This window comes from Brevundimonas sp., from assembly GCF_036402095.1.
Lineage (GTDB): Bacteria > Pseudomonadota > Alphaproteobacteria > Caulobacterales > Caulobacteraceae > Brevundimonas.
In genome coordinates, this window is the sequence record NZ_DASWTO010000007.1 from 1 (window position 1) to 15,499 (window position 15,499).

14 protein-coding genes are annotated in these 15,499 nt (G+C 68.6%); 6 read left to right on the plus strand and 8 right to left on the minus strand.

Annotation, left to right across the window (positions count from 1 at the left end):
- Nucleotides 1–6 precede the first annotated feature (6 nt).
- The 5 genes from VGD32_RS00445 to VGD32_RS00465 form a co-directional block, all read right to left on the minus strand.
- Entirely contained in the window at nt 7–219 is a 213-nt protein-coding gene (locus tag VGD32_RS00445; RefSeq protein WP_168049003.1) for a cold-shock protein, read from the minus strand.
- Between the two features lie 164 nt (nt 220–383).
- Nucleotides 384–593 carry a hypothetical protein gene (locus tag VGD32_RS00450; protein WP_168049001.1) on the minus strand — a complete coding sequence of 70 codons (210 nt, stop codon included), beginning with the start codon at nt 591–593 and terminating at the stop codon, nt 384–386.
- Nucleotides 594–630: 37 nt separating this feature from the next.
- Nucleotides 631–1,344, minus strand: coding sequence for a TorF family putative porin (locus VGD32_RS00455; RefSeq protein ID WP_331029940.1), 714 nt, complete (start codon nt 1,342–1,344; stop codon nt 631–633).
- Nucleotides 1,345–1,387: 43 nt separating this feature from the next.
- Complete coding sequence (locus tag VGD32_RS00460; protein WP_331029941.1) at nt 1,388–2,314, minus strand: nitronate monooxygenase family protein; 927 nt, start codon at nt 2,312–2,314, stop codon at nt 1,388–1,390.
- Between the two features lie 67 nt (nt 2,315–2,381).
- Nucleotides 2,382–2,951 (minus strand): TonB family protein, encoded by a 570-nt coding sequence (locus VGD32_RS00465; protein WP_331029942.1) that lies wholly within the window; start codon nt 2,949–2,951, stop codon nt 2,382–2,384.
- A gap of 72 nt (nt 2,952–3,023) precedes the next feature.
- Here VGD32_RS00465 and queF point away from each other — a divergent pair, with 72 nt between their 5' ends.
- The 3 genes from queF to VGD32_RS00480 all read left to right on the plus strand — a co-directional run bounded on the left by queF (nt 3,024) and on the right by VGD32_RS00480 (nt 6,136).
- Nucleotides 3,024–3,485 (plus strand): preQ(1) synthase, encoded by a 462-nt coding sequence (gene queF, locus VGD32_RS00470; protein WP_331029943.1) that lies wholly within the window; start codon nt 3,024–3,026, stop codon nt 3,483–3,485.
- Nucleotides 3,486–3,555: 70 nt separating this feature from the next.
- The gene (locus VGD32_RS00475; RefSeq protein ID WP_331029944.1) at nt 3,556–4,413 is read left to right on the plus strand and encodes a DUF817 domain-containing protein; all 858 of its coding nucleotides are present in this window, start codon (nt 3,556–3,558) and stop codon (nt 4,411–4,413) included.
- 142 nt (nt 4,414–4,555) lie between these two features.
- On the plus strand, nt 4,556–6,136 hold the full coding sequence (locus VGD32_RS00480) for an NAD(P)/FAD-dependent oxidoreductase (protein ID WP_331029945.1): 1,581 nt from the start codon (nt 4,556–4,558) through the stop codon (nt 6,134–6,136).
- Between the two features lie 81 nt (nt 6,137–6,217).
- Here the strand turns inward: VGD32_RS00480 and VGD32_RS00485 are convergent, their stop codons facing one another.
- Both VGD32_RS00485 and VGD32_RS00490 read right to left on the minus strand, forming a co-directional pair.
- Nucleotides 6,218–6,595 (minus strand): response regulator, encoded by a 378-nt coding sequence (locus tag VGD32_RS00485; protein WP_331029946.1) that lies wholly within the window; start codon nt 6,593–6,595, stop codon nt 6,218–6,220.
- Nucleotides 6,592–8,109 carry an HWE histidine kinase domain-containing protein gene (locus tag VGD32_RS00490; protein WP_331029947.1) on the minus strand — a complete coding sequence of 506 codons (1,518 nt, stop codon included), beginning with the start codon at nt 8,107–8,109 and terminating at the stop codon, nt 6,592–6,594. The genes VGD32_RS00485 and VGD32_RS00490 overlap by 4 nt, the downstream gene beginning before the upstream one ends.
- A gap of 185 nt (nt 8,110–8,294) precedes the next feature.
- On the opposite strand from VGD32_RS00490, the gene VGD32_RS00495 reads away from it, so the two are divergent.
- The gene (locus VGD32_RS00495; RefSeq protein WP_331029948.1) at nt 8,295–9,773 is read left to right on the plus strand and encodes a carboxylesterase/lipase family protein; all 1,479 of its coding nucleotides are present in this window, start codon (nt 8,295–8,297) and stop codon (nt 9,771–9,773) included.
- 4 nt (nt 9,774–9,777) lie between these two features.
- Here the strand turns inward: VGD32_RS00495 and VGD32_RS00500 are convergent, their stop codons facing one another.
- Nucleotides 9,778–11,139, minus strand: a complete 1,362-nt coding sequence (locus tag VGD32_RS00500) for a GH1 family beta-glucosidase (protein ID WP_331029949.1) — start codon at nt 11,137–11,139, stop codon at nt 9,778–9,780.
- Nucleotides 11,140–11,397: 258 nt separating this feature from the next.
- Here VGD32_RS00500 and VGD32_RS00505 point away from each other — a divergent pair, with 258 nt between their 5' ends.
- Nucleotides 11,398–12,474: a LacI family DNA-binding transcriptional regulator gene (locus tag VGD32_RS00505; RefSeq protein ID WP_331029950.1), complete on the plus strand. Its 1,077-nt coding sequence runs from the start codon at nt 11,398–11,400 to the stop codon at nt 12,472–12,474.
- Nucleotides 12,471–15,449: a TonB-dependent receptor gene (locus VGD32_RS00510; RefSeq protein ID WP_331029951.1), complete on the plus strand. Its 2,979-nt coding sequence runs from the start codon at nt 12,471–12,473 to the stop codon at nt 15,447–15,449. Before VGD32_RS00505 ends, VGD32_RS00510 begins: the two co-directional genes overlap by 4 nt.
- Nucleotides 15,450–15,499 lie beyond the last annotated feature (50 nt).

Below are 15,499 nucleotides of genomic sequence, written 5' to 3' on the forward strand. Positions count from 1 at the left end.
CTGAACTCAGCCCTCGGTCTTCAGCTGACCAGCCGATTCCTTGCCCGAACGCTTGTCGCGCTCGATTTCGTAAGAAACCTTCTGGTTTTCATCGAGGCCGCGCAGGCCCGCCTGTTCGACGGCCGAGATGTGGACGAAAACGTCCTTGCCGCCGTCGTCAGGCTGGATGAAGCCGTAGCCCTTGGTGCCGTTGAACCATTTTACAGTGCCGGTAGCCATTTTCAGGACCTCCGTTAGCAGTTGGCTTCAGGGAAGAGCCCCTGGAGCCTGTCGGGTCTGAAAGGAGCGGCTAGACCTCAGTGCGAAAGCAGAGGGTGGCGTTTCGCAGAGAGATCGACGAAGGGCTTTGTGGACTGTCCCCGCGGCGAAAGCAAGGCGGGGCCTCAGCCGGCGGTCTCGTCCTCGGCGGGCGCGACGTAGTTCTCCTGACACAGCTTGCGAAGGGCCGCGCTCAGGGTCGGGCCGTAGAGGGAGTCCTGGATGCGGTCGAAACCCTCGGCCGAAAGGGCCTGTTTGATATCGCTGACGGTGCGGCAGCGGCCCTCGCGGGCGAGTTCATAGGCGCGTTCGAGCGTGGTCGGTCTGTGGGTCATGCCCCTAGGTAGGCATGACGCGCCGCGATTGCGAGCCTTAGAAGGCGAAGCTGACGCCCGCGACCAGACTATCGGCGTATTGTTCGCCGGGGACGTCCGCGTCCGTACCGTACCAGCGCAGTTCGGCCTCGACACTGCGGGTCAGGGCATAGTTCAGGCCGATGTTGTAGCCGGTGTAGTCGACGCTGGTTTCCTGTTCCCGGCGGCCGACGGCGGCGGAGGCGTAGAGCTTGTCGGTGAAGTCCCAGCCGAGCTGGGCCTCGACCCAGGTCCAGCCCTCGCTGGCGCCGATGCTGTCGGGCGAATACTGCAGGCGCACGCGGCCGCTGGCCGGACCGATCGACCGCTTCACGTCGGCGGTGAACTCCCAGGAGTCATCGTCCGCGCCCGGATTGGCGTCGACCAGCCACTTGTGCCTGGCGTTCAGATCGAGGTCGAAGCCCGCGAACTCCGGTCTGACACCGGCTTCGAGGGCGACCTCGAGCTCGGACCCGGACGACTTGACCGTCTCGAACGACGGCCCGGCGTAGAACAGGCCGGACGCGCTTTCCCACTCCGCCTCGCCCCAGACGAAGGGGGCGCCGTCGGACTTGGAGACGTCCTTGGAGCGGTTGTCGGTCGCCGCGCCGAAGGCGAAGGACCACGAGCCGGCTGCCGGCGGCGCGTCCTGCGCGGCCGCGGGAAGGGCGCAGGCCAGCAGGGCGCAGGTCAGCAGGGCGGGGGCGGCGGCGGTCGTCAGGGTGCGGATCATGGGAGTCGCTTCGAATCTGGCCGGAGCCCGGATGCCGGGCGGTCTAGAACCGCTTCTTGTCGAAAACGGCGCAGGCCTCCGCATATTCGTCCCGCAGCCGCCCGACAAGCTCCGCCACCGGAAGGATGTCGTGCACCGCGCCCGCGCCCTGACCGGCCGACCAGACGGTCTTCCACGCCTTGGCCTCGTCGGCCATGTCGAGCTTGTGCTCGGGCAGGGTCTTCGGGTCGATGCCGTTCTCGACCAGCGAGGGGGTGAGGAAGTTGGCGGGGATGCCCGACACGGCGGGAGTGTAGGTGATGTCGGCCGAGCCGGCCTCGACAATCATCTCCTTGTAGTGGGCCTGGGCCTGGCTTTCCGTCGTGGCGATGAAGCGGGTGCCCATATAGGCGAAGTCGGCCCCCAGCATCGTGGCGGCGGCGACGTCGCGGCCGGTCGAAAGGCAGCCGGACAGGATGATGGTCCCGTCGAAGAAGGTCCGCACCTCCTCGACAAGGGCGAAGGGATTGACCACGCCCGCATGACCTCCTGCGCCGTTGGCGACGAGGATCAGGCCGTCGACGCCAGCCTGGGCCGCCTTGCGGGCGTGGCGGACGTTGGCGATGTCGTGGAAGACCACGCCGCCGTATCCGTGCACCGCGTCGACCACGTCGCGCACGGCGCCCAGCGAGGTGATGATCAGCGGCACCTTCTCCTCGACCGAGACCATCATGTCGGCCATCAGGCGCGGGTTGGTCGGGTGCACGATGTGGTTGACGCCGAAGGCGGCGGCGTCCGGGTTCAGGCGGGCCTTGATATCGTGCAGCCACGCCCGGTAGCCCTCGGTGGTGCGCTGGTTCAACGACGGGAAGGTGCCGATCACGCCCGCGTTGCAGCACTCGACGACGAGGTCCGGTCCGGAGACGAGGAACATCGGCGCGGCGATGACCGGCAGCTTGAGGCCGTTCTGGAGGGATGCCGGAATCGCCATGGTGTTCGCCCCGCGTTGTCTTTCGCTACGGATAGCGGGGCGCCGCCGGGGAAGGCAAATGGAAGCGTCAGCTCCCGGGGACGGGGACCGGATCCGGCGGCGGCATCTGGTACCGGACGCTGAACGTCACGCGGGCCCCGACCGCGGCCCCGTCGACGGTGCGGGGCGACACCCGGGCGCGTGCGGTCGCGGCGATGGCGGCCGCGGCGAAGCCGTATCCGGCAGGGGTCTCGTTGCGGAGGACGCAGTCACGCATCAATCCGTCGGGCAGGACGACGCAGGACAGGGTCACCCGCCCGGAGGCGATGCCGGCGGCGATGGCCTGCTCGGGAAACTCCGGCATCGGCGGACGCACCCAGGCGGGGTTGGTGATTTCGCGCGGGATGGGCGGCGTCGCAGGCGCGCAGGTCAGGCAGGTCGGCGGCCTGGTGTATTCGAGGCGGTCCCCGGACCGGGTCGGCGGCACGGGCACGGGGACGGGCACGGGCGGCGGCGCCGACTGGCCGGCGACAGGCGGCTCCGACGCGTAAGGCCGTTCCTGGGCGATCGCCCCCGAAGCCGTCGGCCCGACGACGAGGCCCGCGGCCGTCACCGAAGCGCCGAGGATCAGCCTCAGGCTTTGAATTGGCTTCCGCATGGCCGTATGTCCCCCTCTACGCCCCCCTCATGCCCCGGGCGCCCACGCGCTCGCAAGTTGAAACCGTCCGCCATGACCACCGACACTTCCGGCCTGCACCAGCTGGGTCAGATGACCGCCGCGCCGACCAGCCCGGAGACCGCCGTGCTGGAGCGGGTGCCGAATCCGCACGCGGGAACGCTGTACCTGACGCGATTCACGGCGCCGGAGTTCACCAGCCTGTGCCCGGTGACCGGCCAGCCGGACTTCGCCCACATCGTCATCGACTATGCGCCGGGCGAGTGGCTGGTCGAGTCGAAGAGCCTGAAGCTTTACCTGACCAGCTTCCGCAACCATGGCGCCTTCCACGAGGATTGCACCGTGGCCATCGGCAAGCGGCTGGTCGACCTGCTGAAGCCGAAATGGCTGAGGATCGGCGGCTACTGGTATCCGCGCGGCGGCATTCCGATCGACGTGTTCTGGCAGACCGGCCCGGCGCCGGAGGGGCTGTGGCTGCCGGACCAGGGCGTGCCGACGTACCGCGGGCGGGGGTGAATTCGTCTCCCGCGCCGATTGCTCAGATTCCGCTCATGCAGGAATCGCGGGCGGCGGCCAGGGTGCCGCCATGACCGAACCGCACCGACTTCCCCTCGAGACCCGGGGCCGCCACTGGCTGGGCCGGCTGCAGCGCTGGTCGGACCGGCGGGCGTGGAGCCGCTACGGGTTCGAGTTCCTGATGTTCGGCGTCAAACAGGGCTGGGCCTGCCTGTTCGGCGGGGCCATGCTGGCGCTGCTGCTGGCGACGAGGCTGTGGTGGCCGGACGGGGCGCCGATCGCCCGCTACGACTTCCTCGTGCTGGGCGCGGTGGCCATCCAGGCGGCGATGCTGGCGCTGAAGCTGGAGAGCTGGGAGGAGGCGAGGGTGATCCTGGTCTTTCACCTGGTCGGCACGGTCATGGAGCTGTTCAAGACGGCGGCCGGGTCGTGGATCTATCCGGAGCCGTCGCTGCTGCGAATCGGCGAGGTGCCGCTGTTCTCGGGCTTCATGTACGCGGCGGTGGGCAGCTATATCGCGCGGGTCTGGCGCATCTTCGACATCCGCTTCCGCCACTATCCGCCGCTGTGGACGACCTGGGTGCTGGCGGCGGCCATCTACGTCAACTTCTTCGCCCATCACTGGCTGCCGGACGTGCGGCTGGGGCTGTTCGCCCTGACGGCGGTGCTGTTCGGGCGGGGCTGGTTCTATTTCACCCCGGACCGCCGGCGGCGGTCGATGCCGTTCCTGCTGGGCTTCCTGCTGGTGGCCCTGTTCATCTGGTTCGCAGAGAATCTGGGGACCTGGGCCAACGCGTGGATCTATCCGGGGCAGGACGACGGCTGGGAGCCCGTGTCGCTGGCCAAGCTGGGCAGCTGGTTCCTGCTGATGATGATCAGCGTGGTGCTGGTGTCGCTGGTTCACCGGCCGGAGGAAGAGCCCGCCTAGCTTCGCTCGTCCCGGCGAAAGCCGGGACCCGGTCCTGTCCAGTATGACGCCGGCGTTTCAGGACAGACGATTGCGGGCTAAAGCCTCATCATCATCACCCAAGGCACTGGGTCCCGGCTTTCACCGGGATGAGCGGAAGAGAATGCGGACAGAAACCGACGTCGTCATCCTCGGCGGGGGCCATAACGGGCTCGTCTGCGCCTTCTATCTGGCCAGGGCCGGGCTGAAGGTGACGGTGCTGGAGCGGCGCCATGTGGTCGGCGGGGCGGCGGTGACGGAGGAGTTTCATCCGGGTTTCCGCAATTCGACCGCCAGCTACACCGTCAGCCTGCTCAATCCCAAGGTCATCGCCGACATGGAGCTGGCCCGGCACGGCCTGAGGGTGGTCGAGCGCAGGGTGTCGAACTTCCTGCCGCTGGAGGACGGGCGGCATCTGCTGGCGGGTGAGGGGCGGACGCAGGCGGAGGCAGCGAAGTTTTCCGCCCGCGACGCCGAACGGCTGCCGGAATACGAGCGGCGGCTGGAGGTCGTGGCGGCGATCCTGCGCGACTGGATCCTGAAGGCGCCGCCGAACGTGGTGGAAGGCGGCTGGATGGCCATGCTGCCGGAGCTGCTGAAGGCCGGCGGGCTGGGGCGGCAGGCGGCGGGGCTGGATACGCAGGGGCGGCGCGACCTGCTGGACCTGTTCGCCAAGTCGGCGGGGGATTGGCTGGACGGCTGGTTCGAGAGCGATCCGATCAAGGCCCTGTTCGGCTTCGACAGCGTGGTCGGCAACTACGCCAGTCCGTACACGCCGGGCTCGGCCTATGTGCTGCTGCACCATGTGTTCGGCGAGGTGAATGGCCGGAAGGGGGTGTGGGGTCACGCCCTCGGCGGCATGGGGGCCATCACCCAGGCGATGGCGAAGGCCTGCGCCGAACAGGGCGTCGAGGTGCGGCTGGAAAGCCCGGTCGCCGGGGTGTTGACCGAAAAAGGCCGGGCCGTGGGGGCGGTGACGGAGGCCGGCGACACGGTGCGGGCGCGGGCCGTGGTCTCCAACCTGCATCCGCGGCTGCTGTTCGAGCGGCTGGTGGACGACGCGGTGGTCCCGGCGGATTTCCGCGAGCGGATCGGGAACTACCAGTCGGGCTCGGGCACCTTCCGGATGAACGTGGCGCTGTCGGAGCTGCCGGACTTCACGGCGCTGCCGGGTCCGGGGGATCATCTGACGGCGGGGATCATCATGGCCCCGTCGCTGGCCTATATGGACCGGGCGCATGCGGAGGCGCGGCTGAACGGCTGGTCGTCGAAGCCGATCGTCGAGATGCTGATCCCCTCGACGCTGGACGACAGCCTCGCGCCGCCCGGGCAGCATGTGGCGAGCCTGTTCTGCCAGCACGTCGATCCGGCGCTGGGGGACGAGCACCGCGACACGGTGGCGGACCTGATGATCGCGACGGTCGACGCCCATGCGCCAGGGTTCAAGGCTTCGGTGCTGGGCAGGATGGCGCTGGGGCCGCGCGATCTGGAGCGGCGCTTCGGCCTCGTCGGCGGCGACATCTTCCACGGACGGCTGACGCTGGATCAACTGTTCAGCGCGAGGCCCGTGCTGGGCCACGCCGATCACCGGATGCCGGTTCCGGGTCTCTATCTGTGCGGATCAGGGGCGCACCCGGGCGGCGGGGTCACGGGCGCTCCGGGCCACAATGCGGCGCGGGCGGTGCTGAAAGATCTGGGGAAGTAGGCGACAGGCGGCAGGCAACAGGGGGCCGGACTTCTTGCCGGGCGACCTGCGCCCCCGCCGCCTGCTGCGTGATCCCTCGCTTCAGACGTCCGCCAGCCCCATGGCGGCCATCAGGGCGTCGCGCACCGCCGCCTCGGTGAAGGGCTTCTGCAGCGTCGGCTGGCCGCGCCATTCGTCAGGAAGGCCGCCCTCGCCATAGCCGGTGGAGAAGACGAAGGGCACGCCCCGGTCCTTCAGCGCCTGCGCGATCGGGAAGACCTGCTTGCCGGCGACGTTGACGTCCAGCAGGGCGGCGTCGACGCGTTCGCCGTCCATGGCCATCCGCAGGCCTTCATCGACGGTGGCGGCCGGGCCGACGGGGATGCAGCCCATGTCCTCGAGAATGGTCTCCAGCAGCATGGCGACCAGGGATTCATCCTCGACGATCAGCACGCGGCGGCCTGCAAACGCCTGGCTCATGTGCCCTGCTCCCTGTTCAGTGGAATTGAAAATGTCGCGACGAATCCGTCAGCTGCGTAGTCGAGTTCGACCTCGCCGGCCAGATCGTGGCGGACGTTACGTTCGATCAGGCGGCTGCCGAAGCCCTTTCGGTCCGGCGGCGTGACGGCGGGGCCGCCGATCTCGCGCCAGACCAGCTCCAGCCGGGGACGGGTCTGGTCGGCGACGCTCCAGTCGACGAGGATTCGGCCATCCGGCCCCGACAGGGCCCCGTATTTGGCGGCGTTGGTGGCCAGCTCGTGGAAGATCATGCCGAGCGACAGGGCGGCGGCCGGCGCGAGCCCGACCCGGGGGCCGTTGACCGAGACGCGATGGTTGCCGTGCGCTTCGGTCTCGTGCTGCAGGATGGCCCCGAGGTCCGCGCCCTCCCAGTGGCTGCGGGTCAGCAGATCGTGAGTGTGGGACAGGGCCAGCAGCCGGGCCTGAAAACCGTCGGCGAAGGTCCTCGGATCGGCGTGCGAGCGGGCGGTCTGCATGGCGATCGACTGCACCGTGGCGAGGGTGTTCTTCACGCGGTGGTTCAGCTCGTCGATCATGAGCTTCTGCCGTTCGGCGGAACGGACGGCGTCGGTGACGTCGTGCCCCTGGACGAAGATGCCGACGACGGCGCCCGAGGCGTCGCGGATCGGCTGGTAGATGAAGTTGAGATAGACGGTTTCCAGCGGCGCGCCGGGCGAGCGCTGCAGCTGGACGAGGCTGGCCCGGCCCTCGTGGGGCTCCCCCGTGGCGTAGACGCTGTCGAGGAACTCGTAATAGCCCTGACCGACGACTTCCGGCAGGGCCTCGCGGATCGGCTTGCCGGCGATGTCGCGGTGCCCGATCAGCTGGGCGTAGGCCGCGTTGTGCATCTGGAACACGTGGTCGGGCCCGGTCAGGACGGCGACGAAGCCGGGGGCCTGCATGAACATGTCGATCAGGCGGTTGCGCTCGCCCTCGAGGCGGCGGTTGTCTTCCTGGACCTGCTCGGCGCGACCCAGGACCGCGCCTCCGAGCATGATGTCGAGGGCGCTGGCGCGTTCCGGGCGGACGCGGCGGTCACGCAGCCGCTGCAGTTCGGTGATGTCGGTGGTGTGCTGGAGGATGAAGGCCACTTCACCGTCCTCGCTGAGCATCGGCGTGTGGGTGGCGCTCCAGTAGCGGTCCTCGAACACCTTGCGCCCGTCGTCGAGCCGCCGCGCCATCGGAAATTTGACCAGCGGCAGGTGGTCGCGCTGGCGCGTGTCACGGGCGCGTTCGATCGAGGCCTGGACCTGGCGAATGTTCTCGGGCGCCTCCTCGCCGGGGCCCGAGTCGAAGGCGGAGAACAGGGGCCGCCCGATGATCGCATCGCGGGTGCTGTTGGTAACGTCCAGATAAGCCTCGTTGACGCCGGCGATCCTGAGGTCCGGCGTTAACAGCACATAGGGATTGGGCGAGGCGTCGAACGCGCTCGCCAGATCGACGGCCGCGCCGCCCGATTTCGCCAGTTCCTTCAAACCCGTCCCCGCCGTGCCCGGACGCTGTAACGCCCTGAGTGCGCATCGGTTTCACCCGAAAGCGCGCCCGTGTCTTTTTGCAGTTGGGTGCGAACCACGGGCGCCGCTAGTCTGCCGTCATGTCGATGGTTTCGTTTCTGGCTGCGGCGGTTCTGATGATCTCACCGGCTGGTCCCACGGACCCCATGCCTCGCGCGGCCGTGGAGCAGGGCGTGCTGGTCGGCCGGGCGGCGGACGAGGTGCGCAGCTTCAAGGGCGTGCCCTACGCCCGGCCGCCGGTCGGCGAGCTGCGCTGGCGGGCGCCGCGGCCGGCCGCACCGTGGGACGGCGAACGCGACGCCGGGCAGGTCGGCGCGATCTGCATCCAGCCGCCCGCCAACGGCGACAACGGCGTCGGGCCGCCGCCAATGAGCGAGGACTGCCTGACGCTGAACGTCTGGGCGCCGGCGGATCGCGCGAGGGACGAGACCGCGCCGTCGCCGGTGATGGTGTGGATTCACGGCGGCGGGCTGAACAACGGTTCGGGCACGGCGGCGCTGTACGACGGAACCAGGCTGGCGAAGCGCGGCGTGGTGGTGGTGACGATCAACTACCGCCTCGGCCGGCTGGGGTTCTTCGATCATCCGGCGCTGGCGGCGGAACGGGGACCGGGCGAGCCGGCGGCCAACTACGGACTGATGGATGTGATCGCGGCCCTGACCTGGGTGCGCGACAACGCCGCGGCGTTCGGCGGCGACCCGGAGAACGTCACCGTGTTTGGAGAGTCGTCCGGCGGGGCGCTGGTGACGCGGTTGATGATCTCCGACGCCGCGCGCGGGCTGTTCCACCGGGCGGTGGTGCAGTCGGGTCTGGGGCGGGAGCAGGGTACGCCGCTGGATCGCCCGCGCGCCGATGGCGGCGCTTCGTTGCAGGAGCGGGGAGCGGCGTTGGCCGTTTCGGGAGGCCCGGCCGTCGCCACCGCCGATCAACTGCGCAATCTACCGGGGCGGAGCTTCCTGAGCCCGGCGCCAAGCTTCTATGGCGGCGACCTGCTGGTGCGGGACGGCGTCCTGGTCACGGAGGACGTCGAGGCCGCCTTCGCCGCGGGCCGCGAGGCGCCCGTGCCGCTCATCATCGGCACGAACAGCGCCGAGTTCTGGTGGATGAAGCCGTCGGAGCTCAGCCCCTATGGCGCGATTGACGACGCCATGACGGAGGCGGAGCGGGCGGCGTTTCTCGCGGCCTATGGCGGGCAGGAGGGGTACGACCAGTTCGTTCTCAGCGATCTGGTGTTCAACGAGCCGGCGCGTCATCTGGCGCGGTTGCACGCACGGAACGGCCATCCCACGTATCTGTACCGGTTCGACGTGGTGTCGGCGGCGATGCCGGAGCCGCACGCGGGGGCGACCCATGCGTCGGAGCGGCAGTATGTGTTCGACAATCTGACGGCTTCGCCCTGGCCGACGACGGCGATGGACCAGCGGGCGGCGGACGCCATGGCCGGCTACTGGACCGCCTTCGCGGCGAAGGGCGATCCGAACGGCGGCGGTCGGCCGGCGTGGCCGCAGTTCGGCAGCGCGCCGGATACGCTGCTGGAGTTCACCAATGATGGACCGGTGGCGAAGCCGGTCCCGTTCGGCGCGCGCCTTGACCTGATCGAGGCCTACCACGCACGGGTGCGGTGATGCTTCAGAGCACGCCGCCGTTGGATTTGATCACCTCGGCGTAGAGCAGGCCGGAATCCTTGATGGTCCGCTCCTGCGTCAGGAAGTTCACGTGGGTGATGCCGAAGCGTTTCGAATAGCCCAGCGACCATTCGAGATTGTCGAGCAGCGACCAGGCCATGTAGCCGCGCAGATCGACGCCCTTGCCAATGGCGTCATGCGCCGCCTTGAGGTGGTTTTTCAGATACTCGACCCGCATCGGATCGGGGATGCGGCCGTCGATGGCGTGGGGCGGGTCGTACCAGGCCGAGCCGTTCTCGGTGATCATCAGCGGCAGCTTGCCGCCGGTCTGCTCGTGCAGCCAGACGAGGGTGTCGGTCAGGGCGGGGGGATAGACCTCCCAGCCGGTCTCGGTGTGGGCGTGCTGGACCTGCTTGACCGGGCGGGCGCGGACCGGCCAGGCGTCGGGCGCGTTCTCCGGCACCGAGCGGGTGTACCAGTTCAGCCCCATCCAGTCGGTCGGCTGGGCGATCAGGTCGAAGTCTTCTTGCGGAAACTCGCGCCAGGCTTCGCCGTAGACGTCCTTGAGCTCCTCCGGATAGCCGCGGCCCATCAGGGGGTCGAGGAACCAGCGGTTCATCTGGGCCTCTGCGCGGCGGCGCGCGGCCTCGTCCTCCGGCCTGTCGGAGGCGGGGTATTTCGGCTCGATGTTGAGGACAATGCCGATCTGGCCCTCGCCGACCTGACGGAAGCGCTTCACCGCCGCCCCGTGAGCCCGAAGCACGTTGTGGCCGGCGATCACGGCCTCGAAGGCCGAACGGTGGCCGGGCGCGAGGGCGCCGTGCAGATAACCGCCGTCGACGATCACCCACGGCTCGTTGATGGTGCCCCAGGTCTTCACCCGGCCCTTGAACTTCTCGAACAGGACCTGGCCGTAGTCGGCGAACCAGTCGGCGATGTCCGGATTAAGCCAGCCGCCGCGGTCGTCGAGCGCCGCAGGCAGGTCCCAGTGGTAGAGGGTGCACAGCGGCTCGATTCCGGCCTCAAGCAGGCCGTCGACGAGGCGGTCATAGAAGGCGAGCCCCTTGTCGTTGATGCGGCCGCGGCCCTCGGGCATCACCCGGCTCCAGCTGACCGAGAATCGGTAGGCCTGGAGGTTCAGCCGCCGCATCAGCTGGATGTCCTCGCGCCACCGGTTGTAGTGGTCGCAGGCCACGTCGCCGGTGTCGCCGTCCTTCATATTGCCCGGGGTGTGGCTGAATCGGTCCCAGATCGAGGCGCCCGCGCCGTCGGCCATCGACGAGCCTTCGATCTGATAGGCGGCGGTCGCCGCGCCCCACAGGAAACCTTCTGGAAACAGATAGTTGCCGGTGTTTTCCGTGGTCATGTGAAAGGCTCGTGAGACGCGATGGGGAGCAACTGAAAGAGGCGGAGGCGCGACGGCGCGTACGCGTGTAGCACCGTGAGCACAACCTGCCTGTGACCAAACTAGGGCACTTGCGGGGTTCATTGCTAGTGTGTCATGTAATCGGTTACACGGAATTGTCGAACGGACCCGCGGAAAGCGGGCCGGGATCGCCGACCGGTCAGGGAGGACGACTTTGACGCCTGGAGCGATCCCGGAAACCCGCGCGGAGCGGGCGGCATGAAGGCCGCCACGATCCGTGACGTGGCGGAACGGGCGGACGTGTCCGTGGCGTCGGTGTCGCGCGTGCTGACGGGCGCCGGCCCCGTCACCGACGCCACCCGCAAGAAGGTCATGGCGGCGGTCGAGGCCCTGCAATACGTGCCGCATTCCGGCGCGCGCAGCCTGTCGACCAGCAAGACCCAGACGATCGGCGTCATCCTGCCGGACCTGTACGGGGAGTTCTTCTCCGAACTGATCCGCGGCATGGATCTGGCGGCCCGAGCGCTCGGCTATCACCTGATCGTCTCAAGCTCGCATGACGACGCCGAGGAGGCGTCGGCTGCGATCCGCTCGATGCGCGGCCGGGTCGACGGACTGATCGTGCTGTCGCCCCATCTCGACGCGGCCAACCTGGCCACAAGCCTGGCCGGACGGCTTCCGATCCTGCTGATGAACGGCGGGGCGGGGGCCGGGCGGCCCTCGATCGTCGTCGACAACCACGGCGGGGCGGTCCAGGCGGTCGAGCATCTGATCGCCACCGGACGGCGGCGCATCGCCCACATCTCCGGCCCGACCGGCAACCTCGAGGCCGAGACGCGCCTCGCCGGCTATCTGGAGGCCATGGCCCGGGCGCATCTGCCGACGACCGTGGTGGAGGGCGCCTTCGACCAGGCGTCGGGGCATCGGGCCGGCGCCGACCTGGCGGGCCGGGCCGAGCGGCCGGACGCGATCTTCGCCGGCAACGACATGATGGCCGTCGGCGCCATGCTGGCCCTGCAGGACGCGGGCCTCGGCGTGCCCGAGGACGTGGCCCTCGTCGGCTTCGACGACGTGCCGATCGCCGGCCTGATGCGTCCGGCGCTGACCACCCTGAGGATCAATATCGCGGAAACCGGGCGGAGCGCGCTGGAGCGCCTCGTCCGCCTGATCAACGCAGCGGGCGAAGCCGTCGCCGACACCGCCTGCGAGGTCGTCCGGCCCGAACTGGTCGTACGCCCATCCAGCAACCCGGCGACACAGACCCGAGCCACAACCGGCGATCGCGCCCGCGCAGCCGCCAGCACATCACCTCTGGAGGGGGAGAACCCGCAATGACCCGTAAGTCCAAACTGTATCTGGGAGCCGCATCGGCCCTCGCCGTCGCCATCTCTCTGGCCGCGGCCGGCGGCGCATCCGCCCAGGTCGCCACCTCGACCCTTCGGGGCACCGTCTACGAAGGCCAGGCGGTCGAGACCGGCGGCACGGTCACGGCCACCGAGATCTCGACCGGCTACGTCAGCCGGGGCCGCATCGGCGCCGACGGCGGCTATGTGATCCCGGGCCTGCGTCCCGGCACCTACCAGATCTCGGTAACCACCGCCGACGGCCAGTCCACCGAAGACACCGTCACGGTCTCGCTCGGCCAGGTGGCTACCCTGGACCTCGACGTGGCCGCCGGTTCGACGGTCGAGACGACCCAGGTCGGCGACGTCATCGTCACCGGCCGCCGCATCTTCGAGGTGCGGACCTCGGAGGTCGCCACCAACGTCAGCCAGACCCAGATCAACAACCTGCCGCAGATCAGCCGCAACTTCCTCAACTTCGCGGCGCTGGCGCCCGGCGTGCGGGTGACCGAGGGCGAGACCGAGCGGACCATCTCGGCCGGCGGCCAGGGCGCCTCCGCGATCAACGTCTTCATCGACGGCCAGAACCAGAAGTCGACGATCATCGACGGCGGCGTCGGCGGTCAGGACGACAGCCGCGGCAACCCGTTCCCGCAGGTGGCCATCCAGGAGTTCCGGGTCATCTCCCAGAACTTCAAGGCCGAGTACGAACAGGCCTCGTCCTCGATCATCACCTCGGTGACGCGCTCGGGCACCAACGAGTTCCACGGCGACGCCTTCGTCACCTACCAGGACGCGGGCTGGACCGAGGAAGACGCCTTCGGCCGCGAGGTCGGCGTCGAGCGCCTGCAATACGGGGCCTCGCTGGGCGGCCCGATCATCGAGGACCGGCTGCACTTCTTCGGCGCCTATGAGCGCAAGGACGAGACGCGCCGCAACACGGTGGTGCTGAACCGCGCCGCCTACGCGCCGCTGTTCGGGGCCGACACCGGCACCTTCGATGCGCCGTTCGAGGAAGACCTGTTCTTCGGCAAGCTGTCGTGGTCGATCGACGACCGCCAGCGGCTGGATATCAGCGCCACCTACCGCACCGAGCAGGACATCCGCGACTTCGGCGGCATCAACGCCTATTCGCGCGCCAACGCCGTCAACGTCGAGACCATCTCGGTCGTCGGCCGGCACCAGTTCCAGGGCGAAGGCTTCCTGAACGAGGCCCAGATCGACTTCTACGAGTACACCTACAATCCGACGGCGCTGAACTTCAGCGACTACGGCCGGTCGTATGTGATCTTCCGCGACGACAGCGCGGCGCCGGGCTTCCAGTACAATGTGTTCAACCGCGAGGACACGGTGTTCAACACCGGCGGGCAGAGCAACAACCAGAACATCCGTCAGACCAACTGGACGTTCAAGGACGACCTGACGTTCCACGACATCGAGTGGAACGGCATGCACACGCTGAAGATGGGCGTGAAATACTCGAACCAGAATTATTTCGTCGACAAGCGCTTTGGGCGGAACCCGCAGTTCATCTTCGACGTCGACGGACGCCCGGAGATCAACGGCAGCATCGACATCCCGGTTCGGGTCGAGCTCGGCGCCCTGGTGGACCCGGCCGACGTGACCAACAACGTCATCGGCCTGTACGTCCAGGACGACTGGCAGGTCACCGACAAGCTGGAGCTGAACCTCGGCATCCGCTGGGACTACGAGGACAACGCGGTCAACAACGAGTATGAGACGCCGCAGAACATCCGCGACATGCTGACGGCGATCCAGAACCTGCCGGGCTACGACTTCCCGTCGTATTTCAACCCGGACGACTACGTCACCGACGGCCGCGACGCCTTCACCGGCGCCTTCCAGCCGCGGATCGGCTTCAGCTACGACGTGTTCGGCGACGAGCGGACCGTGATCTTCGGCGGCGCCGGTCGCTACTACGACCGGATCGGCTTCAACTTCGCCTTCGACGAGCGCTTCAAGCCGACCCAGTTCAACAAGGAGATCTTCTTCTCGGTGGCCGGCGGCATGCGCGGCGGCGTCAACACGGTGGCGTGGGATCCGATCTACCTGACCCCCGCCGGCCTGGATCCGCTGCTGGCCGCGGCCCCGGGCGCAGGCGAGGTCTTCCTGGTCAAGAACGACGCCGAGCCGCCGCGCACGGACCAGTTCAACCTGGGCGTCCGCCAGAAGTTCGGCGACTTCCAGGCGGCCGTGACGCTGGCCTACGGCAAGACCGAGAACCTGTTCGCCTGGTACATCGCCAACGCCGCGTCCGAGACGGGCGGCCGCTTCGCGGGACCGACCCCGAGCTCGGTCGGCTTCCCGGAGTTCCGGAACCTCATCTTCTTCTCGAACCACGATGCCGAGCAGCGGTTCCGGGCGCTCTACCTGACGGTCGACAAGCCCTACAACGCGGCCGACCGCTGGGGCATGTCGTTCAGCTACACCCTCTCGGACGCCGAGCGGAACGGCAGCCGCGACACCGGCATCGGCGGCTTCGACTTCGACTACAACACGCCCGGCGCCTCGGTGACCTTCCCGACCGCCCAGGACGAGCGGCACCGGATCGTGGCGTCCGGCATCGTCGCCCTGCCGATGGACTTCCGGCTGTCGGGGATCCTGACGCTCGGCTCGGGGCTGCCCTTCCACCAGTGGGCCTGTCCGACCGCGCCGCGGCCGGATCCCTCGAACCCGGACGTCTGCTGGAACGGCGGACGGCCCGCGAAGCATGACTTCATCATCCCCGACGCCTGGGCCTACCGCCAGCTCGACCTGCGGCTGACCAAGGAGTTCGAGTTCATCCCGGGCCAGCGCCTGGAGCTTATCGTCGACGCCATCAACGTGCTCGGCTTCGACAACTTCTCGGGCTTCGAACAGTGCCTGTGCTCGGCCGAATACGGCGATCCGCGCACGCAGTTCCTGCCCACGCGCAGTCTTCAGCTTGGCCTGCGTTACACCTTCTAGGGACTCCTGACCCTGGCGGCCGCCCTCCGTTCACACGGGGGGCGGCCGAT